Origin of the sequence: Burkholderia sp. JP2-270 (assembly GCF_003233675.1) — a bacterium.
Lineage (GTDB): Bacteria > Pseudomonadota > Gammaproteobacteria > Burkholderiales > Burkholderiaceae > Burkholderia > Burkholderia pyrrocinia_C.
Window position 1 is genome coordinate 429,401 of record NZ_CP029826.1, and the last position, 25,284, is coordinate 454,684.

A 25,284-nucleotide genomic window follows, 5' to 3' on the forward strand; every position below is an offset into this window, starting at 1 on the left:
AGCGCTTCCACCGCCTCGAGCAGCACGTGTTCGTAGACGGCGGCCATCATCCGTGCCTTTCCGGTTTCAAGCATCTTCCTGACCGGCTCCGTGTGGCCATCGATTACACGACGGCGACGACAACTCTGTCGGAAGTCGAGTGGCGGCTCCTGGGACGACACCGAGCAAACAGCGCGCAGATAGCGGCCGGTCCGGCAAAGGACCGGCCTGCGCACACGATACCGAACGACAGGCTGAAGAATGTTCTGGCGGGAACGAAGGTCGTCATCGATCCCGCAAACTCGCCGGGCTTCGGCGCCGACGAATCGCGTTATCCATGGCCGGCACCGACTGCCTTGCACGCAGCAGTTGTTTCCGCGGCAGGACGGCTTGGAAAAGCCAATCCGCACAGGGCCGTCGAAGAAGCAAAGGCCCGGTACTTCGATGCCGAGCCGCGCATCCACGTCCATTTTCCCGGTGAAGGGTTACGTCGCCGCGGAACCGGTACGTGACACCGAGCGAATCGGCGCTTGCACCAGGATGGCACTGCGCTGAATGGGAAACGTAGTCGCCCTTCTGCCGCCGGGCGATGTCGAAAGAGTCGGAACGCGTCACGTCTGCGGCCCGAGGGGCACCTGAACAGAACCGGAACCGACCGCAGGTCTTGAACCATCGGTCTCGGCGGCTGCCGATCGACCGTCACCGTGCGTCGAGAGGCGCCGCCGGAAACGACCGCACTCAGTGCGCGCCCGCCGCTGCTCCACCACCGCCCTTGCCGGGCTTCGTGAGCCAGACCAGCGGGATGATCACGACGAAGATGATCGACGACAGCCAGAAGATATCGTTCAATCCGAGCATCGCGGCCTGTGCATTCAACGCGTGTTCGAAGAACGTGGTGGCCTGATCCACGCCGCCGCCGAGCGTCGCGTGAAGGTTCGCGATGGCGCTCGTATAGTCGGGGTTGTTCACGCTCGACTGCTCGACGAGCTGCGCATGGTGCAGAATCGTTCGGTTGTTCCAGCCCGTCGCAATCAACGACGTGCCGACGCCGCCGGCGAACACGCGCACGAAATTGGACAAGCCCGCGGCCGCCGGAATCCTGTCCGGCGACAATCCCGACAGGATGATCGCGGTCAGCGGCGTAAAGAAGAGTGCCATCGGAATGCCTTGCAACAGCGTCGGCAGCACCAGCGTATAGGGGTCGACGTTCGTCGTGTAATGCGAGCGCATGAAGAATACGCCTGAAAAACCCAGGAAGGCCAGCGTCGCGAGCACCCGCGCATCGGACTTCGGCATGATTTTCGCCATCACGGGCGCGAGCAGCACGGCGAAGATCCCGAGCGGCGCCGTCACGAGCCCGGCATCCACCGAACGATAGCCCAGATAGCCTTGAATCCATTGCGGAAGGATCACGAGATTCGAGAAGAACACCGCATACGCAACCGAGATCGCAATCGTGCCGCCACGGAAATTGCGCACCGCGAAGAGGCGAATATCGACGATCGGGTTCTTCTCCGTGAATTCCCAGATCAGGAAGAACAGGAAGCTGATGGCGGCGATGACGGCAAGCGCGCAGATCACGGGCGAGTTGAACCAATCGAGATCCTTGCCCTTGTCGAGCATGATCTGCAGCGACGCGACCCACACGACGAGCGACATCAGGCCGACTCTGTCGATCGGGAGCTTGCGCACCGGCGTCTCGCGGTCGCGATAGATCATCCACGTCACGCCGGCCGCGAACAGGCCGACGGGAATGTTGATGTAGAAGATCCACGACCAGCTGTAGCTGTCGGTGATCCAGCCGCCCAGCGCGGGGCCGGCTATCGGGCCGACCGTCGCGGTCATCGACCATAGCGCCAACGCGGTCGAGCTTTTCTCTTTCGAATACGAACCCAGCAGAATCGCTTGCGAAAGCGGAATCAGCGGGCCTGCGACGACTCCCTGCAAGACGCGCGCCGCGAGCAGCACGAGCAGGTTCGGCGCGACGCCGCACAGCCACGACGAAAACACGAAAAGCACGATGGCGGCCACGAACAGCCTGATCTGCCCGACGCGCTGCGTGAGCCAGCCCGTCAACGGAATCGCGACGGCATTGGCCGCCGAGAACAGCGTGATCACCCACGTGCCTTCGTCGACGGATACACCGAGGTTTCCCGAGATGGTCGGAATCGCTACATTGGCAATGGACGAATCCAGCACGTTCATGAACGTCGCGAGCGCGACGGCGAGTGTCGCAAGAACCAGCTTTCCGCCGGTCAGCGGTGCTGGTGCAAGTTGCATCGAGGAATTCATCTCGCTTCCGGTCTGAAGTATTCGACAGGCCCGGCGCATCGATCCGGCCCGTCAGACGATTGAATGACCCGGAGCGCGACTGCGACACGCGCTCCGGGAGGCGACTCAGCCTGCGCGCTGTTCGGCGCCGCTCGTGTCCCTGGCGTAGCGCTTTGCAGAACGCGTGGAAGAGACGACGGGCTCCGTCGGCGCTGCACGACCTGTCACGATGTTTTGCGCGATGATCTTCTCGATCTCGGCATCTGCCTGCGCGCCGTATCCGGCAAACACATCGGTTCGATACGACGTATTCATCGCCGCGCCGAGCTGTGGGCCAGTGTTGTCGCGCGTATCCACATCGACGTCCATCGACAGGCCGATGCGCAGCGGATGCGCTTCGAGTTCCTTCTGATCGAGCTGGATGCGGGCGGGCAAACGCTGGACGATCTTGATCCAGTTGCCCGTCGCGTTCTGCGCCGGCAAGCTCGCGAATGCGCTACCCGTGCCCGCCGAGAAGCCGACGACGCGGCCGTGGTACTTGACCTTGCCGCCATACACATCGGCCGTCAGCGTGACGGGTTGCCCGATGCGCATGTTGCGCAGCTGGCTTTCCTTGTAGTTCGCATCGATCCACACGCCGTCGAGCGGCACGATCGCCATCAACGGCGTCCCGGGCGACACACGCTGGCCGACCTGAACCGAACGCTTCGCCACATAGCCCGTGACTGGCGCGGGCAATACATTGCGCGCGTACGCGAGATACGCGTCGCGCACTTTCGACGCGGCGGCCTGCACGTTCGGGTGCTGGCTGATCGTCGTGCGATCGGTCAACGCACGGTTGGCCTCCGCCTGTCGACGCGCGGCGTCGAGCGCGGCACGCGCGGCCGTCACGGTGTCGCGCGCATGCGCGATGTCTTCCGTCGACACGGCGCCCATGCCGGCAACGGCCTGACGGCGGCGCAGATCGTCCTGGGCGCGGGCCAGATCGGACTGCTTCTGCGCGACGTTCGCGGCATAGAGATCGTTGTTCACGTAAAGACTGCTCACCTGCCGCACGATCTGGCCCAGCATGGCTTCGGCGTTGCCGAGCGCGACTTTCGCATCGGCATTGTCGAGCTTCACGACCGGATCGCCCGCCTTCACGATCTGCGTATCGTCGGCATTCACGGCGACGACGGTACCCGCCACCTGTGGCGTCAACTGCACGAGATTGCCGCTGACGTACGCGTCGTCGGTGGATTCGTGGTAGCGCGCAACCGTCAGGTAGTACACGCCATACGCGACCGACGATGCGACGACCGCCGCGCCGAGCAGCGCCAACAGCATCCCGCGCCGCCGCGGCGCGGGTTCGCTTCCGACATCGTCGCCTCCCGACGGCGACAGCTCATGATTCACGCGGGCGGCATCGACCGGCTTGCGCACCGGCGGGTTGATTTCGCTCATTTCAATTCTCCAGGCAGATTCGATGGATAGACGCTCAGCGCGCGGCGACGGCAGACGTGTCGGATGCGGACACGTCGGTGCGCGCCGTGGCCCCCGAGTCCGCGAACGACGTGTCGACGAAACCGCCGCCCAGTGCAGAGGCCAGCGCAATCTGCCGATCGCGGCGGTTCATGCGCAGATTCGCGACGCTTTGATCGGCGGAAAGCGCATTGACGTCGGCGTTCAACACGGTCAGTTGATTCGCGAGACCGGCCTTGTACTGCGCGAGCGCCAGTTCGGCGGCCTTCAGCGCGGCTTGCTGCGCAGTCTGCGCATCGACAAGCTGCGCGTCCGTCGAACGCACGTCGGCAATTTGCGTGGCGACTTCGCTCAACGCGGTCACGAGCGCAGCGTTATAGGTCGCGACGGCGTGATCGAAGTCGGCATAGCGTCCCTTCAGTTGCGCGCGGAGTTCACCCGCGTCGAAGATTGGCAGGTGGATTGCCGGGCCGACCGACGCCGTACGGCTCGCCGCCGTCAGGAAGCGGCCGAAGCCGAACGCGTCGAGTCCGATCGCGGCGCTCAGGTTGATGTCGGGATAGAACTCGGCCTTCGCTTCCTTCACGTCGTGCGCGATCGCATCGACGTTCCACCGGGCCGCCACGATGTCGGGTCGCCTGCTTACGAGATCCGCGGGCAAGTTGTCGGGCAGGCGAACGTCGTCGCCCATGCCGAGCGCCGGGCGCGCGATCTGCAAACCCCGATCGGGGCCGGCGCCAAGCAGCGCGGCGATCTTATAGCGCGTCGCCAGAATCCGACCGTCGAGCGATTTCATCGAGGCGCGGCTCGTCGCGAGATTCGCACGTGCGGTCTCGCGCTCGACCTGCGTGTCGAGCCCTGTCGCGATACGGCTTGCGGTGATGCGATCGATTTGCTCGCGCCGAGCTATTTCCTGTTCCGCGATGTCATGCAATACGTACAGGCGCGCGAGCTCGTTATAGGTGCGCGCGATCGACGTCGTGAGCGTCAGCCTGACCGTTTCCTCGTCGGCACGACTCGCCTGAAGCCGGGACACCGACGCCTTCAGCGCCTCGCGCTTCTTGCCCCAGAGATCGAGCTCATACGAAGCGCTGAGGATGCCCCGGTTCTCCGTCTGCCATGACCCGCCATACGGCGGCGGAACGAGCGCCGTTCCTGAAAATTGCTGGCGTGTGAGCGCGTAGCTGGCGTCGACGCGCGGCATCGTTCCCGCATGCGCGGATTCGCTATAGGCCTGCGCAGCCGCCACGCGCGCACGCGCCTGGTCGAGCGTCGGGCTGCTTCTCAGTGCCTCGTCGATCAGTGCTTTCAGTTGGCCGTCGCCGAACTGATCGGCCCAATCTGCCGCGGGCCAATGGCCTCGCTCGAACGGAAGGCTCTGCTGCGTCGCGTACTGCTGCGGATCAGTCACCGCTGCATTGCCATGAATGCCTGCGTAATTCACGCACGCCGACAACCCGGTGGCCACGATCACCGGCACACCCGCCCTGAACACGCGTGACATGTGTCGTCCGGCGATTGAAAGAATGTTCATTGGCCGTCTCGTCACGTAGTAGGCAAGGAAGACCGTTTGCAGAAATACCGCCTTGCAGGGTCGTTCCGGTATCGGCGGAAACGCAGCGTGATTCGAGCGCACTTCATCAGGACAGCACGACGTCATGCGTGAGCGCGAAGCAAGCATCTCGTTCGCAAGCGCGAACAATGTTCTGATGCCCATCCACGGATACCTCAAGCCACGACGTACCTGCTCACTGCGCCCGACACCCCGTACGCACCAGGTACAGAAGTGTTCGCAGTTGTTCGTCAGAAGCTTGTATCGGTCTTCGCCAAGGCGCGACCTGGCCCGCTCGACAACGGTCATCCCGGTATAAACGGCATCCGGTTCCGGTTGAACACGGACACCTTTGTTCGCCGCGAAGCGACGCAACGAGATGCATTCCACCGGACACCGTCTGGTGGAGTGATGAAACCCGCCATAGTGAATAACCAGTCCGTTTCCCGCGTAGATTCCGTGGTGTGCATACCCTTCGCGCTCACTGACGAGATGAGCCCCTGCTTCGACACCGGATTCCGTTCGAATCGGCGCCAGCGAAGTCGCCAGCCAATCGATATTCAACGTTTCCATCGCAAGCCTCCGATTCCTTATGCGCATCGCATGTCGCGTCGCCGATGGGCCGCTCGCACGCGCAATTCGAAGAGTGGGGCACGGCCTTCCCGATCGAAGACAAAACCGCTCCCGCCCGAAATACGTGTTTCGGGAACAACCGCCGTTGCATTCGTGCCACTCCATTGGCGACGGCAAATCACGATCAAGAACGCGTGCGTCGGGCGCTATCGAAATCCATGGCTCGTCGGCGCTCCTGATCGGCCGCATTGCCGTGCCGTAATACTAGGAGCCGAACCCATGCGCAGGTAGACCCGTACCGGAACACTGTCCCGTTCCTCATTGACACCAATCCGCCCTGTCTCTGCATTCGGCGAGAGATCGATGCAACCGACTGCTCCGCGTCCTCACCCGATTGGTGCAGAGCGGGCAACACCATGCATCCCTAGTCGATCTGGTACGACGACTCTTCTTTGCCTAGCATGCAGGTGCGCTTGGTCCGTCTTTCGGATACCGGTCATGGGGATCGACTCGCAGGCAAGACCTGCGCCATTGCGCTGATTCGCTTCGAAAAACAACGCACCGCCTCGACACGCTAGGTTCGAGAGCCGCTCGCGTTGGCCATACAAGCAACCGGGAGGCATATGGAGAACGAGAGGTTGCAACCTCCGCCGCTGACACTGCTCGACAAATATCGGGGGCGGGAATTCGCCCCGCTCTACACGACGAAAGTTACGGTCTCCGGAGGCGAATCCGGGCATGGCCGTGCATCGGGCGTCGCGAAATCCGACGACGGTTGTCTCGTCCTCGATCTGCGCTTGCCCGTCGAACTCGGCGGCCCCGGCGGCGGCACCAATCCCGAACAGCTTTTTGCCGCCGGCTACGCCGCATGCTTTCACGGCGCACTGAGCCTGCTGGCCCAACGCGCGCAAATCGACATCCGGGAATCGACCGTGGGTGTCGAAGTATCGTTTGGTCGTGATCCGGTAGATGGCGGATATGCGCTGATTGCCAACGTCACCATCCGCATGCCGGGTGTCGGCCAGCATGTCGCGGAAGGTCTTGTCCGAGATACGGAACGCCTGTGCCCCTATACGAAGATGACACGACAGGGAATCTGCAGTGTCATCACGGTGTCGGCGTGACTGCACGCCAACGATGTGCAGTCGACAGCTACCCCGACGAACCATTGGTGCCGAAGCGACAACATAGTGCACACGTTCCCGGCACTACTGCCCCCAGAGGCACGCGACTACGATGGTTGCCAGGCAGGTCCTGCGGTCAATCGCCAAATGCAGGTTCGGCAGTAGTACTTCCACAGATCAGGAGAACAGATCATGACGCAACGTATCAACTACTTTCAGCAATCGCCGGAACTGACCAAGAAGCTCGTCGAGCTGGACGGATTGTTTCAAAAAACGACGATCGAGGCGCCGGTCCGCGAGCTCGTCGAGATTCGTGCATCGCAGCTCAATGGCTGCGCATTCTGCGTCGACATGCACATCAAGATGGCAAAAATCCACGGCGAGCGCGAATTGCGTCTGCATCACGTCGCGATCTGGCGCGAGTCGACGCTGTTTTCGCCGCGCGAGCGTGCCGCGCTGGAATGGACCGACGTACTGACCCACCTCCCCGCGCATGGCGTTCCGGACGACCTTTACGAGCGTGTCCGTGCGCACTATTCCGAGAAGGAGTTGTCGGATCTCACTTTCCTCGTGGGCGCAATCAACAACTGGAACCGGCTGAATGTCGCGTTCCGCATCGTGCCCGGCTCGTTCGACAAGATGTTCGGGCTCGACAAGGCCGACCTGGAGTGACGACATGAAACGCATCATGCTTGTTCTTGCGCCGCTGGTATCGTCGCTGTTGACGGTCGTTCAGCCGGTCGCCGCCGCGCCGCAAGCGAAGGTCACGCCGCTGACCACACAGTCGTTGCCCGAGTATCCGGGCAAGGAAGTCCAGATGATCGTCGTGGATTATCCGCCCGGCAGCGTCGATCCCGTTCATCGTCACGATGCGCACGCTTTTGTCTACGTGCTCGACGGCAGTATCGTGATGGGCCTGAACGGCGGCAAGGAGGTCACGCTCCGCGCTGGCGACACGTTCCACGAAGGCCCGGAAGACGTGCACACGGTCGGACGAAATGCCAGCAACACAAAGCCGGCAAGGTTCGTCGTGTTCCTGATCAAGAACAAGGGTGCACCGGTCCTTACGCCCGTGCAGTAGAGCAGTCGCTCGCCATGGCCCGGCCATGCCGGGCCATGGATATATCAGTTTCCTGTATTGCTACGCTGCAGCGCGAAAATGAAATCCGCTTCCACCGACGCGCCCTTGGGCAATTGCAGCACGCCGACGGACGAGCGCGTATGGACTCCCGCGTCGCCGAGCACCGCGTACAAAACGTCGGACGCGCCGTCGGCCACCTCGCTTTGCATCGCGAAGCCGGGCGCGCTTCGCACGTACACGGTCATGCGCGGAACAGCCGATATCGCATCGAGCGTGCCGCAATACTTTCCGACCAGCGACAGCGCTCGCAGCGCCGATATTCCGGCCGCGCGGCGACCGTCGTCCAGCGAAACGGTTTCACCCACCACGCCGACGAAGTGCACCACTTCTCCCACCCGGGGAATCTGGCCGGCAATATAGGCCATGCTCCCGTCGACCAGAACGGGCGTGTACTTTCCGCCGATCCTGATCTCCTCGTCCGGATCGAATCCAAATTCGGCCGCCACCTGCCGCAGCTTGTCGTCTCTGTTCATCAGTGAATTCCCCGATTCTTCCGAAAAAAGATAAAGAATAATCGAGTCTCCGGGGCGTGTCCCGAAGGATAGGCTCCGCCTCGAACGACCAAAGAGACGTGGCCAGGCCGCTTTATGCTTCTCTGCAATCATGTACGCGTTCGCCAAATGCGACGCACTTCTCAGGTGTTCGAAGCAGTCTTGCACGCCATATCGCCGGTGAAATTCGTAGTCGGAGAGAATTTCCTCATCATTTCCGATTGAAACCGCTATCATGTGTGAACACACAACCCCAAGAGCGATATATGGCAACTTACAAGGAACTGAAAGCCCAAATGGAAGCTTTGGCCGAGAAAGCCGAAGCAGCGCGCGCCGCGGAATTCCAGTCGATCGTCGACGACATCCGCGCCAAGGTCGCGGAATTCGGCATTACCGAGAGGGACATTTTCGGCGTACGTCGAGGCCGGTCGGCCAAGCAAGCGGCCGCCCCCGTGCAGGCAAAGTATCGCGACCCGAAGACCGGGGCAACCTGGTCCGGCCGCGGCCGTGCGCCCGCATGGATCAAGGATGCGAAGAATCGCAATCGATTCCTGATCCAGGAATAAGGTTCTCGACGCGCACCGGCGCGCGGTTCAGCGCGCTGTCCGGCGATATTGGGCATCGATACCGGCGGTATTCAAAGACCGCTCCGGGTTGATGCCGATTTGTCTCATTCAGCGCGTGGCGCGCCGGCTAATCGTCGGATCGCTTCGCGCGCCAAGACTTTCCTCAGCGTTCGTAATAGATCGCAAGCCAGACGGATTGCTCGTCTTCATGCGTCCACACGACGCGATGGCGGCAATGCGGCTCGATCAGCACGTAATCGCCAGGGCGCATGTCGTGCCGCGTCGAACCCTCTTCGAACTCGAGCACGGCCGCCCCCGACAGCAGCACGACCCATTCGGCGCGCGAGTCGTCATACCAGAACCCGTCGGGACTCGCGTGCCCCATCGACACGATCCGCTCGACATCCAGGCGCTGCCCCGTGACGAGGATGTCGATCCGCTCGTCGCCGCCGCGCTGCCCTTCGACACTGAACAGGTTGCCGGTTTGAAGTTGCATGGTTTGACCTCGTCGTTGACCTTCGTTTGAAGAGAGCAGGTTCAAGGATGCCGGAAATGTTCACTGTAGCCGAACGGTCGCATTGTTTACAAACGCGTCGATGAATGCACGCAAAAAGATGATGAATGACCGTTAAAACACCCGCGGCCATTCGTTGCCAGGGGGGGAGAGTGTCGAGACAGCCTTTTTAGCCAGACGCGTTCGCCAACCGGCAGTTTCGGTAATGCCCGGTCGAAATCCTGTTGGTCTTCTGGGTACCTGTCCCTGGCCTTGAACAGCAGCACCACGAACGGATTCAGACGCGGGATATCATCGGCAGTTGGCATCACCATTTCGGCACGCGATCGCTTGATCGACGAATCCCGCTTGCAGGCCCGCCATTCGCGCGTTCCAGGTTCGATCATCTTCGACCCGCCGACATTCAACTGCACGATCGAATCCGCAACATCAAGTGCAGACGCGAAAGTTCACGGTACCCATTCGGGATCACAAAGCTGAAGTCCCGTTCTGAAACACTTCAGATGAACGCCGCCACTTTGAGACATTCGACAGCAGTGTAAAAGCCGGGAAATTTCCTGGCCTCTTTCAGAATCGGAAATTGATGCCTGCGCCCCCGTAGTAATTGCTCCGCGTCTGCACGATGGGACTGTCGCCGTAGCGGCCAAGGATTCGCGATATCCCGGCCGTTGCAACAACGGACCAATGTTGCGACACTGCGTGCGTCCACGTGAACGACATCGACGCGCTATGAAATCCGCCGGTCAATGAATACGGCCGGAATCCGCTTGACGCCGCCTGCACATCCGTCACGCCATAAAATGTCTGCATATAACGGCCTGTCGCTGCGTGTGCGGTTCCCGTCAAGACGATTTGATTCTTGCCCGCACGCAGCAGCGGCACCGCCAGATCGACGTGTCCGGCGAACCCGCGCGATGTGTGCGTGATCGGCGCATCGACCGTCACCGACAGTTCAACGCCCTCTTTGCCGCGCACGCCTGCCCGCCACTGCGCGATCACCGAACCGGGCACGTTGCCCATGCCCTTCAGGTAATCCGAACCATCCCCGCTAAAACTGTTCGAATCCTTGCGCCCGCCCGCGTAGCCGATCGATGCGGATACGAACATGCCGCGCGGCGATGTATAGCGGTAGCCTGCCCCGCCTGTGGAACTGATGAAAAAGCCATTGGAAAATGCGGCGGAAAACGACGGCCCGATGACGCCTCGATACTGATTGCTGCCTTGATAGCGCGGCGCGACGCCACCGCCAAGCGAAAGCGTATATTCGTTTTCGGCATGTGCGGTGACAGCAAAAGTCAGGGTGGCGAGCGGAATGCAATAGCGGCTGAAAATTTGGGACATTATTTTGATTCTTTGACGAAATAGATGGTCTATAAAGCCATTTCAGAAATCCCATGAGGGGACGGCGGCAATCCGGGGACGCACGAATCCCCACGACAGTGGCCTGGCCTCGTGGATATCACCGAGACAATTGAACTCAGACGTGTACCGTGAACGCGAAGATCAGGATCGCGGATCGAGCCAGTCCCGGACGAGCCGGGCAACCTGCCTCCGGCGCTCGATCATCACCATATGCCCTTCGCCCGGCAGCGCATGATGGGTGACCGACGGCACCCACGCGGACGTTTCGCGCGCCGCGTCGGCAAAGATCGGGTCGGCGGTGCCACCGACGATCAACGTATCTGCGCGGATCTGGCGGGGCCACGGCGAACCGTCGTGTGCGTCGTCACGCAACGCGCGCAGGGTGCGGACTATGGCGTGTCTTGCGTTGACCGACGACGCGACGCTGCGGCGTCGACCAAGCAACGCTGCGCGCAGGAGCATGTTGCGCCAGCCTGCGCGGAAGCATCCGGACATCGTATCGAGCAGGCGTACGAACTCGGAGCGGGTCGCGTGAATGATTTGCTGCTCGACCAGTCGGCAGCCGTCCGGAGCCAGGCGATGCGCACTCGAGACCAGCACGAGTCGCGAGACGAGTTCCGGATGGGCGGCCGCGAGGCGCGCCGCGACGACGCCTCCGAACGAGATGCCGATGAGCGTCGTGCACTGCCAATGCGTGGCGATCCCGCGCGCGATATGCGCGACGATGTCGCTGATCCGGTATTGCGCGCCGGGCTTGTCGGGATATCCGAGCAGTACGAACGGTGTGCCGGGCGGCAGGATGCCGGCAACGCGGCGCAGGTCGCGCCGCAGCCGACGCGGGGTCGCCTTCGAGACGAAGGCTTGTCCGCCATTCAGTACGACGACCGCTGGCGGTCCGTTACCCACCTGCGCGGCCAGGACACCGCCGTCCAGCAGCTTCGCTCGAACGGGGCGAGCACCGATCCTGAACTCGTTCAGTTCGTCCGGTATGGAGTTCATGCGCTTCCTCCGATGAAAAGGCGCCAGCATGAACCCTGACGTCCGCGTGAGGGTCAAGCACCAGACTCATCGTTGCCGTCGTCGGCAATGACGGCTCCCTGACGTTGCAGCCATGCGAGTACGTCGGAATCGATCGGATGGCCGGCTTGCAGAATGGGCTCGTCACGCAGCGCCTGTTGCAGCTTGCGGCGTAGCGCGACGTCGCCGCGCGTCGTTCGTTCGAGCAGCGAGTGCCAGCGGCTCGCGAGCGAGGCGGAATCTCCATTGTCGGCGCCACAGGAGATCGCCCGTCTGATGTCTGCACCGAGCGCGATCCATTCGGCCGACAGCGTCTTGTCGAGGCGCTGGATTTCGTCGTCCGTCAGGTGGCGCCGCCAGGCCGCCAGATGCAGACGGGTCGCCTGTTCGATATAGGCGATCAGCGTGTGATCGAGCCCTGCATGGTCGGGAGCCGGCGCGGCGCCGACATGCAACTGCCGCCAGCGCCGCGTGATACCGATGTCGCCGTCCATCCATTTCATCGCGGCGGCAAGCCAGCGATACGCGAGCTTCTGCGCTTCGCGGGAGTCAGGCGGGACATGCCGATCCATTGCGTCGCGCACGTCCGCAAACAATGTCGACAAGGCCGCTTCCATATCCTTCCAACGCGCAAGGATCGTCGCAATTTCTGACGTGTTGAAGTGTTCCCGATACCGATCGAGCAACGCGAGCGTGTCCGGCCAGTCCGCATCACGCCAGGTCATGCCCGAATCGGAGGCCGCTTGCAGCACCCCGAGCCGCTCGCTTAGCGTATTCAACCTTGTCAGTTCAGCATCGATTGCGCGCCGGCTCTCGGCAATCACTTCCGCCAGGGCGAGCTGCCGGTTGCGCAGCATCTGCGCGATCGCATCCAGTGTCAGGCCCAGGCCACGCAGCGCCTGGATCGTCCTGATCGTCGACACACTGGCTTCGTCGTACAACCGGTAGCCTGACGTAGAGCGGCCGATCGGCTTCAGTAGGCCTGTCTGATCGTAGTAGTGCAACGCGCGGACGGTAATGCCGCAACGTCGGGCAAGCATGCCAACCGTTAATGGCATAGAAGTTCCGTCAACAATATGGAGTCTGGCGGATAGGGAAGGAGGATTTGCTCAATATCCGTGACTGGGGCGTTCCGGGCGAATTTCTGCTCCTGAACAAACAGCAACGGCTGTCAAAGCTGGCGTAGGTTCCAGCGTAGCTTTCTGATTCCAGACTTGTCACACGAGTCGCAAAGGCCTGCGCATCATTGAAGTAACGTTGGCAGGTGCGTCGGTGCGTTGAGTGCTCATGTGACCGGGAAAAGTTGTTTTGGCCGCCCGAGTTTACCAGCGGCCAGGACGTGCGAGCGCGACGTTCGCCTTTCGGCCTGGTGCCCAAGGTCACGACCGGTTGTTTCCGGCCGGAAGCAGCCTGCCATCTCCGAGCATCCTTCCGCCCCCGTCAAGCCATTGCCTTCAGCCACGCAAGCAGATCCGACTGCGCGCATCCGGCTGTCACAGGTTCCGGCGTCAACAAGCAGTAGTGCGAGCCATCTTCCACGAAGCCCATCGGCGCGACCAGCACACCGCTTTCCAGATCGTCGCGAACGAGATGCCAGGGGCCGATGGCAACCCCCAGCCCCGCGACGGCCGCCTGCAGACTGAAATAGAAATGGTCGAACATCTGCCGCCGCCCGCTCCCCGCGGGCCGATTCGCGGCCACCGCCCATTCCTTCCACGCGTCCGGCCTGGTCCGCGTATGCAATTGCGGCGCATCCGGCTTCAACAAGCAACCATCGCGGCCACTGGAAAACCACGCATCGACTTTGTCCGGCCGACAAACCGGCCCCACCCGCTCGGTGAACAGACGCTCCGCGTGAAAACCCGCTGGCCACGCAAAGTCGTTGCGGCGAATGGCCATGTCGATGCCGCTGTCGAACGAAAACGGACCGCCCGCAGCGGCCAGGTGGATATCGACGCCCGCGTATCGGGCCTGGAAGTCCGGCCAGCGGGGGATCAGCCAGCGCATCAACAGCGTAGGCTCGCACGACAGAACCCAACGCCGCGCGCGGGCGGCCTCGGTACGCAATTCGTGCGCGGCATGACGCATCAGGCCCAGGCCGTCATGCACCGCCTGGGCGAGCTTGCGGCCCGCGTCGGTCAGGAATACGCGACGGCTGCGCCGCTGGAACAGCGCCACGCCCAGGTCATCTTCGAGCAGACGCACCGCACGGCTGACCGCGCCGTGGGTCACGCACAGTTCGTCGGCGGCCCGGCTGAAATTCTCGTGACGCGCCGCCGCCTCGAAACAGCGCAACGCCATCAGCGACGGCAGGCTTGCGCGGACTTGCTGTGAGTCAATCTCACCATTCTGGTCAGAAATCATCGCTTTTCCCGATGGAATGCGGTCCCTAAGATTGTGCCATGACGACATCAATCGAAAAGGAAACACGATGACGGAACTGATAGTTGTATTCACCATTACGCTGCTGGCCGTCATCAGCCCCGGGCCGGACTTCGCGATGGTCACGCGCAACAGCCTGATGCTGTCGCGCCGATCGGGCCTGCTCACTGCGCTGGGCATCGGGCTCGGCGTGACGGTCCACGTGAGCTACACGCTGCTGGGCGTGGGCCTGCTGATCCGCCAATCGCTGTGGCTCTTCAATGCCGTCAAGCTCGTCGGCGCGATCTACCTGATCTACCTGGGCGCGAAGATGCTCATGACGAAGGCCAATACCGGGCAACCCCACGCAAATATGGCGCCGCTGTCCGATCCGGCGGCGCTGCGCACCGGTTTCTTGACCAATGTGCTGAATCCTAAAACCACGGTGTTCATCGTCAGCCTGTTCATGCAGGCAGTGCGGCCCGACACGCCGTCGATCGTGCAGATCGGTTACGGCGCCTTCATCGCGCTCGCGCATGCCGGCTGGTTTAGCCTGGTGGCCGTCTGCTTCTCCGCCACGGCCGTCCGCGACCGCTTGCTGTCGCTGCGTCACTGGATCGACCGCACCTTCGGAGGCTTGCTCGTGGGCTTCGGCGTCGCGCTCGCCATCGCGCGTGGCGGTCGCTGATTCGTGTGTCCGGTCCGCGCTTCCAGGCGGCCGTCAGGCATGTTCCGCCGACGCGCCGAATGCGAAGCGCGGCTGCCTTATTCAGAACGCGCGCACAATCTCAGAACGCGCGCGCAATCGCACGGGCTTCGTCGATCGCACGGCTGCGATCGGCCTTTCCGTCCGGACCGAGCAACGTGCGCTCGACCACAATGCCGGTGACGTCTTTCACGCCCACGAACTTCAGCCAGGTTTCCATGTACGGGCGCTGAAGGTCGAACTCGGCGGCCGGCGTAAACGAACCCGGCGACTCGTAGCTGAGCCCGCGCGCGTAGACGACCGCCGCCTTTTTGCCGGCCAGCTTGCCGGCAAAACCCGAACCGTCGAACGTGAACAGCACGTCCTTCTGCGAGATCGCGTCGATCAGGTGCTTGAGTTTGTACGGGATACTGAAATTCCACAGCGGCACACCGAACAGGAACTTGTCCGCTTCGTGAAACGGCGCCGCAAGCTGCTCGATCTGCTGCCACGCCGCGGCCTGTTCCGCCGTCAACGCGGTTCCGCTCAATCCTGCATATTTCGCGGCCAGCGCGGCTGCGTCGAACTCAGGCATCGCCAGATCCCAGATGTCGAGCTTCCGGATCTCGTGATCGGGATGTGCGTGCCGGTACGCATCGAGAAATGCATTGCACACTTCGATGGACGCCGAATATGCCTTGTTGGGTGAACCTTCGATATAGAGCACGCGTGTCATGGAGCCTGTCCTCGCCAAGAGTGACGGCGACGTGCGGGATGCGCGGTCGCCCACTACGATTCGCAGGCTATCGAATCGGCCTATAATTTTGAAACGCTATTAATTGATTAAATTAACCCGATTCAGTGATCAATGAGCCAACCCCTCGACACGGCGCTGCTTCATACGTTTGTGGCGGTCGCCGACCTGCGGAGCTTTACCGGTGCCGGTCGCAGGCTGAATCTCAGCCAATCCGCGGTCAGCGCCCAGGTCGTTCGTCTTGAAGAACAGGTCGGCCGTGCGCTGCTCGTGCGCAATACGCGCAGCGTCACGCTCACCGCGCACGGCGAGACGCTGCTCGGATACGCTCGCGCGATGCTCAATCTGAGCGAGGAAGCCCGGTCCAGTCTGGGGCCCGGCGACGCAGTCGATATCAAGCTGCGCATCGGCGCATCGGAGGATTTCGCGGGAGGCTGGCTACCCGACGCGATGCGCCGCTACAGCGCCGCGCGACGCGGCTTGCGGCTCGATCTGACGGTCGACATCGGCGACAGTTTGTTTCGACGGCACGCCAGCGGCGAATTCGATCTTGTGATCGGCAGCCGATGTTCGCACTCGGGCCAGGGCGCGACGTTGTGGCAGGAACCGCTCATCTGGGCATTTGCGCGCCACGAGCCGCTTCCGGAAGGCGATGTCCCCCTCGCATGCTTTCCCGATCCGTGCCCGTACCGAGGCGCCGCCATCAAGGCGCTCGCGCTGGCCGGCATGCGCTACCGGATCGCATGCGAAAGCCCGAGCGTCACCGGTATCCTGACGTTCGCGCGCGCCGGCATCGCGATCGCACCGGTGCCACGCAGTGCGATCGACGACACGCTTCGCGAACTGGCCGGGCCTGAAGGCTTGCCGGAACTGCCGGACACGGAATTCGTGATGATGCATGACGCCCGGATGCCGGCCGCCGTCGAATTCGCCGCGACGATTTTCGATGAAACCGCGGTTCGTATGGGGGCAGGCAAGCGCAACCGGCCGTAGCAAGCATCCTTCGCACCTGATGCGCAGGTCGGCACCGCGAACAAGGTGCCCTAAACGGCGAGCGGCAAATGGAACAGCGTGGCGCGCTACAGGCCGGTGCGTTCCGCCAGTTCCCCGCTCTTCATGATTCCGGGACTCCCCGGCCGGACCGCAGCCGCCCCCTTGACCCGCTGTGACAGCAAGCTGCCTCCGCACATTGATTCGCAATCCGATTTTTATATTTGCCTTTCGAATAGCCGACGGGAATCACGCTCAAATCACCTCGAAACGCAACCCCGCGTGGCGAACCAGACGCTCGACGAAGCGCTCGTCGAACATCGTCGCGGGCGTCCAGAAACCGCCGCCGCGCCCGGTCCTGACACCGTCCCCGCCGCAATCCAGCGCAAGACTGATCGCGGCCTGGCCCAGCATCTTGCCTGTGGAGCCGTAGCCCGGATCGCGATCGCCGGTGACTTTCACGCGCAAGGTTCGCCCGTCGTCGGCGCGGCCGAAGAAACGCAAGTCGTAGCGGCCGGCCAGTTGTGCCGAGGCGCTCGGACCCTCACCGGGTTTCGGCAACAGGAAGCGCTGCATCAGACTGCGCACCGGCTTGATGACGACGCCCACCATGAACGCGCCAAGGCCCGCCACCATCGTCAGTGCGGCCAGGCGGCCCTTGAGGCCCGTGCCAGTCATGACGGCTTCGTCATAGGTGAACCGGCTGCCGTACGCATTGCCCGCAAGCGCATTGGAGCGATGCACGACGCGCTCGTTGACCGCCGCCATCACGAAAGGCGCAATCCACGCGTCGCAGTCGCGATCGAATTCGGCCGATCGAACCGCATGCTGCCGCACCGTGAAGCCATGCCCTTTCGGGCACAGCGAATACGGATCGAGCAGTTCCCTGCGCAACGCGGGATCGGCCGCGGCTTCCCGAACGACGTTGATCACGCTCGCCACGGTACCGCCCGACGCGCCGCCCTTCAGCGTTCGGACGCGCATCTTCACCTGCCTGGCCGGCACGCCCCATTGCTTCCGTGCCTGTTGCTGCAGGAAGAAAACGCCCATGTCCGACGGAACCGAATCGAACCCGCAGCAATGAACGATGCGCGCGCCCGATTGCCGGGCCGCGGGCTCGTATTTTTCGATCATCCGCTTGATCCACTGCGTCTCGCCGGTAAGGTCGCAGTAGTCGGTGCCGGTTTGCGCGCAGACCCTGACCAGCGGCTCCCCGTAAAGCGCGTAGGGCCCGACGGTCGATACGACCACCCGTGTTTGCGCACAAAGCGCCCGCAATTGCGCTTCGTCGGCCGCGTCGGCGACGATGATCGGCACGGACTGCCCCGCCGCGCCGAGCGCATCCCTGACCTGCCTGAGCTTCGTTTCGGAACGGCCGGCTATGGCCCAGCGCAGCGTCTCGCCGGCGCCCGACAGGTATTCGGACAGGTAGCGGGTCAGGATCTGCCCGACGAAACTGGTTGCGCCAAATACGACGAGATCGTGCGTCGGCTGGGTCATGGACGGCTCCTTCGGCGCGGACGTGTCGCGAGCATCCGTGCCGTTAGCGTTGCTTTCCGGGTTCATCGAAGGCCTTCAAAGGCGTCGGCAGGTTCAGGACCAGTTGCGCGTCTTTTACCACATCGAGATGCATGACGGTCGATACGCCGAGCCCGTCGAGCAGCTGGCTCAGCGGCCGCCGTGCCGCACCAGCTCGACATCGCGCGGCAACAGGCACCGGGCGAACGATAGCGTATTGGATTGCACCGACGTCGGGTGTCATCCGCCGTCGATGCGATTGATCATCGTCGTCGTGCTCATCCGCGACTGGGATGCGACGTAGGTCAGCGCAGGCAGCGGCACGCTCAGGCTCAGATCCGGCCGGCCTCCCGGGCCGGCGAGAGAACTGGGCCTCGACGGCATGGCCATTTCCGCACGGCTGAAGATAATGGCCAGCCTGCCGCCCGGCTCGCGCGAGCAGGCCGATCGCGTCGCCAGCCGGCTGCACATCGATACCGTCGACAGGGACCGGGCGCATGAAACGCCGGAGTTTCTGCGCGAAGTCGCCGATGCGGTGTGGGGGTTCGTACCGTATCGAAGTGAAGTATCGAAGCTGGCGAGGTGCGTCCCGTCGCGAACTCGAACCGCTCGGCCTGGTGCTCAAGGGCGGTGCCGTTTCGAGCGCCCTGCGCGATTCGATCTGGCCGGGCACTGGCGTGACGCAACGAGCCGGTACGTTGAAGGCGCTCTATCGATCGGGCGGCGATTGAAGCGTCGCCTTTGGCGTCGATGCACCGTGTATGCCGTATCGAACCGTGTTCGCCGTCCAATAACGGTATCTGAGGCCACCGTCGGCACAATCAAATCTCGTCGGCAAACTCATCAAGAAAGCGGCGCAAGCGATCGTGGCGGATTTTCGCCAAACGGGCGCCGGTCGCAGTCTGAAAACCCGACGCCAGCTTCAGAAGTTTCGTGCGAAAGTGATCGATCGCGAATCGCGTGTCGTCGAGCTCGCGTGCCGATGCGTGCGGATCGGCGGGGTCATACAGCGCACTGCCCATCCGGCCGGCGACATAGAAACAACGTGCGACACCCAGCATGCCGATCGCATCGAGCCGGTCGGCATCCTGCAGCGTCTTTGCTTCGAGCGTCAACGGCGCAACACCGGCCGAAAAACTATGCGCTTCGACCGCATGCGCGACCGCGTCGATCTTCGCGTCCGGCCAATCCAGCGATTTCAGCACCTGCGTGGCCTTTGCCGCCGACAGCCGCGATGCCTGCGGCCGAAGCGGAGCGTTTTTCTCTACCCCGACGCAATCGTGCAGCAGCGTTGCCGCAAACAGCACTTCGGCGTCTCCGCCCTCCTCGGCATGGATCGCCGCCGCGTTCTTCCACACGCGCTGCAGATGCGAAGTGTCATGGGAGCCGTCGCCGTTGGCGTCGTTCCAGTGAGTCAGCAGGGTCTCGGCCAAATCCTGAAAGGGGGCAAACGCAGATGTCGTCACGGGTGCGGATGATGAAAGACTGAATGCCGATTATCGCCGCAAGCGCGACGCGGCACACGATCCGCGGTCCATGCGAGTGCAGAAAGCAAACCGTTCCCTCCGGCGGAGCCCGATTGGCTTATAGTGCAGGGTGCCCATTCGACGAGGAGATTTACAATGAAACTGCAGGCCAACGGTCCGTTTGAAGTGAAGCTGAATCCGGAATCGCTGAGTAGCGTCGCGGAAAACACCGGACTCGGCCGCATGGCGCTCGACAAGCAATTTCACGGCGACCTGGAAGCCGTCAGCCACGGCGAGATGCTCGCGTTTCGAAGCAGCGTTCAAGGCTCCGCGGGCTACGTTGCAATGGAAACCGTGCAAGGCACGCTGGGTGGCCGCCAAGGCAGCTTCGTCCTGCAGCACAGCTCCACCATGGCACGTGGGCAGCCGAAGCAATCGATCACCGTCGTGCCCGATTCCGGGGCGGGAGAATTGCTGGGGCTCTCAGGCTCGATGATCATCAACATCGATAACGGCCAGCATTCGTACACCTTCGACTACGAGTTGCCTGAATCGCCGCAGTAAATCGACATGCAAAGGTACCGCTAGACGACGCGCTCCAGCCTCTCGCGCGCCGTACGGAAAGCGGCGGCTTCATTCGTCGGCATGTCACGAAAGCATTCGGCATCGACGATCCGGCTGCGGTCGCGGACATCAGTACGTCACGCGACCGCCTCGTCGCGCAGACGGAACTGCGCGACCGCCGCGCTCAGCCGTGAACCCTGCTCGTCGAGCGACAGCGCCGCGGCCGCCGCTTCCTCGACCAGCGCGGCATTACGCTGCATCGTCTGCTCCATCTGGATGACCGCGACGTTCACCTGCTCGATTCCGGACGACTGTTCCTCGAATGCATTGCTCGTTTCGCTCATGATCGCGTTCACGCGTTCGACCGCGGCGACGAGTTCGGCCATCGCCGAGCCGGCCAGCGTGACGAGGCCGCTGCCGTCTTCGACGCGTCGCGCGGAATTGCCGATCAGATCCTTGATTTCCTTCGCCGCCGACGCGCAACGCTGCGCGAGCCCGCGAACTTCCGTCGCGACAACCGCGAAACCACGCCCCTGCTCGCCGGCACGCGCGGCTTCGACGGCAGCGTTCAACGCGAGGATGTTCGTCTGGAACGCAATGCTCTCGATCACGCCGACGATGCCGGAAATCCGCGAGGAACTGTGCGAAATCTCGGACATCGTCTCGACGACGCGCCGCATCGCATCGCCGCCGCGCGACGCGATGCCGGCCGCGCCCTCGACGTAAGTGCGTGCATCGCGTGCATTGTCCGCATTCTGGCGCACGGCCGCGGTCAGTTGCTCGACGCTCGCCGCCGCCTGCTGCAGCGATACGGCCTGTTGCTCGGTACGCGCGGACAGGTCGACGTTGCCGCTTGCGATCGTGCGAACGTCGCCGACGATCGTCTCCGTGCTCGCACGCACCTGGTTCACGGTGTCGACGAGGCCGTCCTGCATCCGCTTCAACGCATTCAGCAGATAGGCCATTTCGTTTGCGCCGGGAATGACGACCGTTCCGGTCAAGTCGCCTTTCGAGATTTTTTCGAATTGGTCGACCGCGAGATTGATCGGCTCGATGATCGCCTTCGCGAGCACGCGCTGCGCAAAGAAGCCGACGACGAGCGCAAGCACTGCGACCGCCGCCATCCCCCACACGATCTGGTGAAAATGGACGCCGGCCGCGTCGTAGCGGGCCTTTTCGCGTGCGACCTGGAACGATTCGAGCGCGTCGATCGCATCCTGGTACGCAGTGAACAGTGCCGGTGGCGCCGTACGCTGCGTATCGAGGAAGTTGAACGCATCGTCGCCGTCGAGCTGCGACAGTGCCTTCAGAAACACGCGCTCGAGCAGCGCGCGGCGGCGGTTCTGCAGCGTGTCGAACAGCGCCTGCTCGTCGGCGTCGCGCACGTGCAGGCGCGTGTACGCGTCCAGTTCGTCATTGCTCTGCTTGAGGAGCGTGTGCAGTTGCGCGATTTCCGCTTTGCCCGACTGGCCCGCGCTGATGATCTGCGCGACGTCGCTCATGCGTTCGCGCAGCACGAGCATTCGCTCGGAGCTGGTCTTCAGGTGCAGCAGCGACGCGGTGTCGTCGCGATACATCGCTTCTAGCGAGCCGTTACTCACGTAGAGGCCGGCGATGCATGCGCCGACCACCAGCACGAGCAGCACGGTATAGCCGGCGATGGTCGCGACGAGTCCGCCACGGATGGTGAATTGTTTTCGCATGACGTTCCCTTGCGCCGACCACGCGCGGCCAGCGGCGGATGTGGATTCCGGATCACGAAAGACGAGCGCTGCGTCGCAATACGCGGCGCGTGGGCTACGAACGGGTTAACGGCGGGGTCGGCGGGAAGGTTTTATCTGCACGCGACGCGAATCTTGATGATTACGACAAATGGGGCGCGGAAAATGCGTGCACCCGGTGCGTTCGCTGTCGAGCGAAGCGGGGCTGGCCAGGCGCAGCGGGCGGAATTCGGGCAACTGCAGACGGAAAGCGGAACCCTCGGGCGCGCGCTGCACCGCAACCATCGGCTATCCGTCGCTGGCCAGCCTTGAACGGATCTCGGCAACCGTGAGGTCTTGCTGGTGCGTCGCAATCTGCCATGTGTTTCCCCACGGATCCTTCACCATCGCGCGCCTGTCGCCGTAGGGCATGTCGGCTGGAACTTCGAGCGAGATCGCATTCGCTGCAATCGCTCGCCGATAGGTCGAATCGGCATCCTCGACATAGACGTACAGAAACGCCACCATCGGATCGCGCAGACCGTCTCCGCCGCTAACCATCACGACGGAATCGCCGATCCGGATTTCGGCAGGCAGCCCGGCGCGGAATTCGCCCTGTGCGCGAAACACCGTCCGGACGAATTCGATCAGGTTTTCCGGATCCCGGACGACGATTCGAGGCGTGATGGTATGCCATCCATCGGGCTGAAATTTGGTCATGTCGCGCCGCCTCCGACGAGATTTGCTGGGGTATTGTCCTCCGGACGCCGAAGGTCTGCAAAGGGGGAGGCAACGGCCGATTGCGTTTGTCGGCAACCGGCGTAGTTCAGTCGCCTGTCAGTTCTACTGATCTTGCGAAATAAAGATTCCTGTTCGTTCCGTCTCGACTTTTCCTGATTCCCGTTACCGAGACAGATTCGATCACGGATGGCCCGGCAAGCCTCTGGCCTCGTTTCGGGCAGTTGGTGGCGATGCGTGTGCACGCGCGGCTGGTTGTGCGGCCACTGGCGCTTTTTCCGTTGATGCAATTGGTCCCGGCGGCGGCAGTGCCGCTCATCGGTGTCTCGTAGTGCGGCTTGTCGGCGCGGCGTGCGGCACTGCTACGTTTTTCGGTGGCGATCGACGTCGATCATCTCGACCGTTGATGTGAGAGGTGCAATCAGCTCGGTAACCGCTAGAATTGCGGTTTTAGCCCGGAATACGCCCATGTCTTTTGCCTCGCTTGGCCTGATCGATCCCTTGCTGCGTAATGTGCAGGAACTCAATTACCAGACACCTACGCCGGTGCAGGCCAAGGCGATTCCTGCTGTGCTCGGTGGCAAGGACGTGATGGCTGCGGCACAGACCGGCACCGGCAAAACGGCGGGTTTTGCGCTTCCGCTGTTGCAACGGCTGGTGCAACACGGGCCCGTGGTGTCCAGCAACCGCGCGCGTGTTCTGGTGCTGGTGCCCACGCGCGAACTGGCCGAACAAGTGCTGCAAAGCTTTATCGATTACGGCAAAGGCCTCGATTTACGATTTCTGGCCGCCTACGGCGGTGTGAGTATCAACCCGCAGATGATGAAGTTGCGCAAAGGCGTGGATGTGCTCGTTGCCACGCCGGGCCGTTTGCTGGATCTCAATCGCCAGAACGCAGTGCAGTTCGATCAAGTACAGACGCTGGTGCTGGATGAAGCCGACCGCATGCTGGATCTGGGCTTTGCGCGCGAACTCGACGCCGTCTTTGCCGCGTTGCCCGCTCGGCGCCAGACCCTGCTGTTCTCTGCCACGTTTACCGACGATATCCGTGCGATGGCGGCGGGCATTCTGCGCAGCCCGGTCAATATCAGCGTCAGCCCGCCCAATGCCACGGCCAGCAAGATCAAGCAGTGGGTGGTGCCGGTGGATAAAAGGAACAAACCCGACCTCTTCATGCATCTTGTGGCCGAGAACAACTGGGAGCACGCGCTGGTGTTCGTCAAAACCCGCAAAGGCGTGGATTACCTGGCGGCCATGCTCGATGAAGCGGGCTATGCGATCGACACCATCCACGGCGACAAACCGCAACCCGCGCGCCTGCGTGCGCTTGAGCGCTTCAAGACGGGCGAAGTCGATATGCTGGTCGCCACCGATGTGGCTGCGCGCGGGCTGGATATCGACGACCTGCCGCTGGTGATCAACGTTGATCTGCCGATCGTGGCGCAAGACTATGTGCACCGTATCGGCCGTACCGGCCGCGCGGGCGCCAGCGGCGTGGCGGTGTCCCTGGTGTGTGCCGATGAAGCGCCGCAACTGGCCGCGATCGAAGCGCTGATCCGGCAAACGCTGCCCCGTGAAGAAGAGCCGGGTTTCGAAGCCGAACACCGCGTGCCGGAAACCAGCGCAACGGGCCAGATCATCAAGAAACCCAAAAAGCCCAAGAAGCCCAAGGTGCCGCAAGCTGCGTCGGGCGCCGTGCCGGTGCCCGGCAAAAAACCGCGCCCGCAACATGGCGAAAACAAACGCAAGCCTGCGGCGCAGCGCGCCGTAGCGGTGGGTAAAGGCACAAGTTCGTCCAGCGGCAACCCATTCAGCGCGCAGAAGCCACGCAGCAAACCCGCCAGCAAACCAGCTGCGGGTTCACGCAAGCCGGCAGGCAAACCCGTTGGCGGCCGCGGCAAACGTCAACCCTGATCCGTGGGAATGAGTTACGCCAGCCCGGAGCGGGCTGGCGGTTTGCGGCTCCCCTGGCAGGCAGCGGCGCGGCTTCGGCACGCATGGGTCGACGATTAACGGCGAACTGAATCCAGGATTCGCAACAACTTCGCGGCCGAACGGACGTTGAAATCGGTCGTAGCGAGCGCCCGATCGGGGTCGTCTCTGGCGAATGTGTCCGCTTCTCACACGAAAGCCGTCATTTGATCGGCATCGCGAACTACCGCTTCGGATCGTCCGGAACCGCCGACCGGCTTGGGCTCTGCCTAACCTGCGCGCCATGCCTGGCATGGCGCGCAGCCACGCAGGGCCACATCGCTTCACCCGCAATTCACCCGCAAAAACGGACCGCCCGGCAAAACAGTTACAAGATAATTATTGACGCTGGCACTACCCGGCGGTTAGTGTGTGCATCGAAGTTCAAGAAGTTCGATTGCTGTTCATCAATTGCTCGCTCCTCGGCGGTATTCGTTGTCCTCTCCCTCCTTGACGCTTCACGCGCTCTTCAACAGAGCAAATCTC

General features: G+C 62.6%; 25 protein-coding genes and 1 pseudogene. 10 read left to right on the forward strand and 16 right to left on the reverse strand.

Annotated features, from left to right (window positions below; genetic code table 11):
• Positions 1-26 precede the first annotated feature (26 nt).
• Positions 27-491 (forward strand): hypothetical protein, encoded by a 465-nt coding sequence (locus DM992_RS42005; protein WP_162631803.1) that lies wholly within the window; start codon positions 27-29, stop codon positions 489-491.
• A gap of 226 nt (positions 492-717) precedes the next feature.
• On the opposite strand, the gene DM992_RS34580 is transcribed toward DM992_RS42005, so the two are convergent.
• The 3 genes from DM992_RS34580 to DM992_RS34590 form a co-directional block, all read right to left on the reverse strand.
• Positions 718-2,271 (reverse strand): DHA2 family efflux MFS transporter permease subunit, encoded by a 1,554-nt coding sequence (locus DM992_RS34580; protein ID WP_111020770.1) that lies wholly within the window; start codon positions 2,269-2,271, stop codon positions 718-720.
• Positions 2,272-2,376: 105 nt separating this feature from the next.
• On the reverse strand, positions 2,377-3,693 hold the full coding sequence (locus tag DM992_RS34585) for an HlyD family efflux transporter periplasmic adaptor subunit (protein ID WP_111020771.1): 1,317 nt from the start codon (positions 3,691-3,693) through the stop codon (positions 2,377-2,379).
• 34 nt (positions 3,694-3,727) lie between these two features.
• Positions 3,728-5,836 carry an efflux transporter outer membrane subunit gene (locus tag DM992_RS34590; RefSeq protein ID WP_111020772.1) on the reverse strand — a complete coding sequence of 703 codons (2,109 nt, stop codon included), beginning with the start codon at positions 5,834-5,836 and terminating at the stop codon, positions 3,728-3,730.
• A gap of 623 nt (positions 5,837-6,459) precedes the next feature.
• Here DM992_RS34590 and DM992_RS34595 point away from each other — a divergent pair.
• The 3 genes from DM992_RS34595 (at position 6,460) to DM992_RS34605 (ending at position 8,041) form a co-directional block, all read left to right on the forward strand.
• Positions 6,460-6,960: an Ohr family peroxiredoxin gene (locus DM992_RS34595; RefSeq protein ID WP_111020773.1), complete on the forward strand. Its 501-nt coding sequence runs from the start codon at positions 6,460-6,462 to the stop codon at positions 6,958-6,960.
• 192 nt (positions 6,961-7,152) lie between these two features.
• Positions 7,153-7,632 (forward strand): carboxymuconolactone decarboxylase family protein, encoded by a 480-nt coding sequence (locus DM992_RS34600; RefSeq protein WP_111020774.1) that lies wholly within the window; start codon positions 7,153-7,155, stop codon positions 7,630-7,632.
• Positions 7,633-7,636: 4 nt separating this feature from the next.
• Complete coding sequence (locus DM992_RS34605; protein WP_111020775.1) at positions 7,637-8,041, forward strand: cupin domain-containing protein; 405 nt, start codon at positions 7,637-7,639, stop codon at positions 8,039-8,041.
• Positions 8,042-8,085: 44 nt separating this feature from the next.
• Here DM992_RS34605 and DM992_RS34610 read toward each other — a convergent pair whose 3' ends face one another.
• Positions 8,086-8,574: a RidA family protein gene (locus tag DM992_RS34610; protein WP_111020776.1), complete on the reverse strand. Its 489-nt coding sequence runs from the start codon at positions 8,572-8,574 to the stop codon at positions 8,086-8,088.
• 284 nt (positions 8,575-8,858) lie between these two features.
• Here DM992_RS34610 and DM992_RS34615 point away from each other — a divergent pair, with 284 nt between their 5' ends.
• Positions 8,859-9,158 (forward strand): H-NS histone family protein, encoded by a 300-nt coding sequence (locus DM992_RS34615; RefSeq protein ID WP_111020777.1) that lies wholly within the window; start codon positions 8,859-8,861, stop codon positions 9,156-9,158.
• Positions 9,159-9,321: 163 nt separating this feature from the next.
• Here the strand turns inward: DM992_RS34615 and DM992_RS34620 are convergent, their stop codons facing one another.
• The 6 genes from DM992_RS34620 to DM992_RS34640 all read right to left on the reverse strand — a co-directional run bounded on the left by DM992_RS34620 (position 9,322) and on the right by DM992_RS34640 (position 14,415).
• Positions 9,322-9,654 carry a cupin domain-containing protein gene (locus DM992_RS34620; protein WP_111020778.1) on the reverse strand — a complete coding sequence of 111 codons (333 nt, stop codon included), beginning with the start codon at positions 9,652-9,654 and terminating at the stop codon, positions 9,322-9,324.
• 86 nt (positions 9,655-9,740) lie between these two features.
• Positions 9,741-10,085 (reverse strand): hypothetical protein, encoded by a 345-nt coding sequence (locus DM992_RS42010; protein WP_162631804.1) that lies wholly within the window; start codon positions 10,083-10,085, stop codon positions 9,741-9,743.
• A gap of 154 nt (positions 10,086-10,239) precedes the next feature.
• Entirely contained in the window at positions 10,240-10,986 is a 747-nt protein-coding gene (locus DM992_RS34625) for a MipA/OmpV family protein (RefSeq protein WP_111021598.1), read from the reverse strand.
• A gap of 189 nt (positions 10,987-11,175) precedes the next feature.
• Positions 11,176-12,063 carry an alpha/beta fold hydrolase gene (locus DM992_RS34630; protein ID WP_111020779.1) on the reverse strand — a complete coding sequence of 296 codons (888 nt, stop codon included), beginning with the start codon at positions 12,061-12,063 and terminating at the stop codon, positions 11,176-11,178.
• A gap of 23 nt (positions 12,064-12,086) precedes the next feature.
• A complete protein-coding gene (locus DM992_RS34635; RefSeq protein WP_111020780.1) occupies positions 12,087-13,109 on the reverse strand; it encodes a MerR family transcriptional regulator in 1,023 nt (340 codons plus the stop codon).
• Between the two features lie 382 nt (positions 13,110-13,491).
• Positions 13,492-14,415 carry a LysR family transcriptional regulator gene (locus tag DM992_RS34640; RefSeq protein WP_111020781.1) on the reverse strand — a complete coding sequence of 308 codons (924 nt, stop codon included), beginning with the start codon at positions 14,413-14,415 and terminating at the stop codon, positions 13,492-13,494.
• A 67-nt stretch (positions 14,416-14,482) separates the two neighbouring features.
• Between DM992_RS34640 and DM992_RS34645 the strand changes: the two genes are divergently transcribed.
• Positions 14,483-15,100, forward strand: coding sequence for a LysE family transporter (locus tag DM992_RS34645; protein WP_111020782.1), 618 nt, complete (start codon positions 14,483-14,485; stop codon positions 15,098-15,100).
• Between the two features lie 100 nt (positions 15,101-15,200).
• Here the strand turns inward: DM992_RS34645 and DM992_RS34650 are convergent, their stop codons facing one another.
• Positions 15,201-15,833, reverse strand: a complete 633-nt coding sequence (locus DM992_RS34650) for an NAD(P)H-dependent oxidoreductase (RefSeq protein WP_111020783.1) — start codon at positions 15,831-15,833, stop codon at positions 15,201-15,203.
• A gap of 132 nt (positions 15,834-15,965) precedes the next feature.
• On the opposite strand from DM992_RS34650, the gene DM992_RS34655 reads away from it, so the two are divergent.
• Positions 15,966-16,844: a LysR substrate-binding domain-containing protein gene (locus DM992_RS34655; RefSeq protein ID WP_111020784.1), complete on the forward strand. Its 879-nt coding sequence runs from the start codon at positions 15,966-15,968 to the stop codon at positions 16,842-16,844.
• 252 nt (positions 16,845-17,096) lie between these two features.
• Here DM992_RS34655 and DM992_RS34660 read toward each other — a convergent pair whose 3' ends face one another.
• Together DM992_RS34660 and DM992_RS43110 are read right to left on the reverse strand one after the other, a co-directional pair.
• A complete protein-coding gene (locus tag DM992_RS34660; protein ID WP_111021599.1) occupies positions 17,097-18,341 on the reverse strand; it encodes a saccharopine dehydrogenase NADP-binding domain-containing protein in 1,245 nt (414 codons plus the stop codon).
• Positions 18,342-18,384: 43 nt separating this feature from the next.
• A pseudogene (locus DM992_RS43110) lies at positions 18,385-18,728 on the reverse strand (acetoacetate decarboxylase); the annotation flags it as partial.
• Positions 18,729-18,856: 128 nt separating this feature from the next.
• Between DM992_RS43110 and DM992_RS34670 the strand changes: the two are divergent.
• Positions 18,857-19,090: a hypothetical protein gene (locus DM992_RS34670; RefSeq protein WP_111020786.1), complete on the forward strand. Its 234-nt coding sequence runs from the start codon at positions 18,857-18,859 to the stop codon at positions 19,088-19,090.
• A gap of 90 nt (positions 19,091-19,180) precedes the next feature.
• Here the strand turns inward: DM992_RS34670 and DM992_RS34675 are convergent, their stop codons facing one another.
• Positions 19,181-19,825, reverse strand: coding sequence for an HD domain-containing protein (locus DM992_RS34675; RefSeq protein WP_111020787.1), 645 nt, complete (start codon positions 19,823-19,825; stop codon positions 19,181-19,183).
• Between the two features lie 156 nt (positions 19,826-19,981).
• On the opposite strand from DM992_RS34675, the gene DM992_RS34680 reads away from it, so the two are divergent.
• Positions 19,982-20,389, forward strand: coding sequence for a DUF3224 domain-containing protein (locus DM992_RS34680; RefSeq protein ID WP_111020788.1), 408 nt, complete (start codon positions 19,982-19,984; stop codon positions 20,387-20,389).
• A 137-nt stretch (positions 20,390-20,526) separates the two neighbouring features.
• Here DM992_RS34680 and DM992_RS34685 read toward each other — a convergent pair whose 3' ends face one another.
• Together DM992_RS34685 and DM992_RS34690 are read right to left on the reverse strand one after the other, a co-directional pair.
• Complete coding sequence (locus tag DM992_RS34685; RefSeq protein ID WP_111020789.1) at positions 20,527-22,092, reverse strand: methyl-accepting chemotaxis protein; 1,566 nt, start codon at positions 22,090-22,092, stop codon at positions 20,527-20,529.
• A 306-nt stretch (positions 22,093-22,398) separates the two neighbouring features.
• The gene (locus DM992_RS34690) at positions 22,399-22,809 is read right to left on the reverse strand and encodes a VOC family protein (protein WP_111020790.1); all 411 of its coding nucleotides are present in this window, start codon (positions 22,807-22,809) and stop codon (positions 22,399-22,401) included.
• Between the two features lie 486 nt (positions 22,810-23,295).
• On the opposite strand from DM992_RS34690, the gene DM992_RS34695 reads away from it, so the two are divergent.
• The gene (locus DM992_RS34695; RefSeq protein WP_111020791.1) at positions 23,296-24,741 is read left to right on the forward strand and encodes a DEAD/DEAH box helicase; all 1,446 of its coding nucleotides are present in this window, start codon (positions 23,296-23,298) and stop codon (positions 24,739-24,741) included.
• Positions 24,742-25,284 lie beyond the last annotated feature (543 nt).

What these genes read in the sequence shown, in the direction of transcription:
- DM992_RS34670 (WP_111020786.1), top strand. Translation starts at nt 18,857, where the DNA reads ATGAAACGCCGGAGTTTCTGCGCGAAGTCGCCGATGCGGTGTGGGGGT.
- DM992_RS34590 (WP_111020772.1), bottom strand. Translation starts at nt 5,836, where the DNA reads ATGGAAACGTTGAATATCGATTGGCTGGCGACTTCGCTGGCGCCGATT.
- DM992_RS34615 (WP_111020777.1), top strand. Translation starts at nt 8,859, where the DNA reads ATGGCAACTTACAAGGAACTGAAAGCCCAAATGGAAGCTTTGGCCGAG.
- DM992_RS34695 (WP_111020791.1), top strand. Translation starts at nt 23,296, where the DNA reads ATGTCTTTTGCCTCGCTTGGCCTGATCGATCCCTTGCTGCGTAATGTG.
- DM992_RS34685 (WP_111020789.1), bottom strand. Translation starts at nt 22,092, where the DNA reads ATGCGAAAACAATTCACCATCCGTGGCGGACTCGTCGCGACCATCGCC.
- DM992_RS34630 (WP_111020779.1), bottom strand. Translation starts at nt 12,063, where the DNA reads ATGCTGGCGCCTTTTCATCGGAGGAAGCGCATGAACTCCATACCGGAC.
- DM992_RS34580 (WP_111020770.1), bottom strand. Translation starts at nt 2,271, where the DNA reads ATGAATTCCTCGATGCAACTTGCACCAGCACCGCTGACCGGCGGAAAG.
- DM992_RS34585 (WP_111020771.1), bottom strand. Translation starts at nt 3,693, where the DNA reads ATGAGCGAAATCAACCCGCCGGTGCGCAAGCCGGTCGATGCCGCCCGC.
- DM992_RS34690 (WP_111020790.1), bottom strand. Translation starts at nt 22,809, where the DNA reads ATGACCAAATTTCAGCCCGATGGATGGCATACCATCACGCCTCGAATC.
- DM992_RS34645 (WP_111020782.1), top strand. Translation starts at nt 14,483, where the DNA reads ATGACGGAACTGATAGTTGTATTCACCATTACGCTGCTGGCCGTCATC.
- DM992_RS34660 (WP_111021599.1), bottom strand. Translation starts at nt 18,341, where the DNA reads ATGACCCAGCCGACGCACGATCTCGTCGTATTTGGCGCAACCAGTTTC.
- DM992_RS34680 (WP_111020788.1), top strand. Translation starts at nt 19,982, where the DNA reads ATGAAACTGCAGGCCAACGGTCCGTTTGAAGTGAAGCTGAATCCGGAA.
- DM992_RS34655 (WP_111020784.1), top strand. Translation starts at nt 15,966, where the DNA reads ATGAGCCAACCCCTCGACACGGCGCTGCTTCATACGTTTGTGGCGGTC.
- DM992_RS34595 (WP_111020773.1), top strand. Translation starts at nt 6,460, where the DNA reads ATGGAGAACGAGAGGTTGCAACCTCCGCCGCTGACACTGCTCGACAAA.
- DM992_RS34605 (WP_111020775.1), top strand. Translation starts at nt 7,637, where the DNA reads ATGAAACGCATCATGCTTGTTCTTGCGCCGCTGGTATCGTCGCTGTTG.
- DM992_RS34600 (WP_111020774.1), top strand. Translation starts at nt 7,153, where the DNA reads ATGACGCAACGTATCAACTACTTTCAGCAATCGCCGGAACTGACCAAG.
- DM992_RS34635 (WP_111020780.1), bottom strand. Translation starts at nt 13,109, where the DNA reads ATGCCATTAACGGTTGGCATGCTTGCCCGACGTTGCGGCATTACCGTC.
- DM992_RS34610 (WP_111020776.1), bottom strand. Translation starts at nt 8,574, where the DNA reads ATGAACAGAGACGACAAGCTGCGGCAGGTGGCGGCCGAATTTGGATTC.
- DM992_RS34650 (WP_111020783.1), bottom strand. Translation starts at nt 15,833, where the DNA reads ATGACACGCGTGCTCTATATCGAAGGTTCACCCAACAAGGCATATTCG.
- DM992_RS34640 (WP_111020781.1), bottom strand. Translation starts at nt 14,415, where the DNA reads ATGATTTCTGACCAGAATGGTGAGATTGACTCACAGCAAGTCCGCGCA.
- DM992_RS34620 (WP_111020778.1), bottom strand. Translation starts at nt 9,654, where the DNA reads ATGCAACTTCAAACCGGCAACCTGTTCAGTGTCGAAGGGCAGCGCGGC.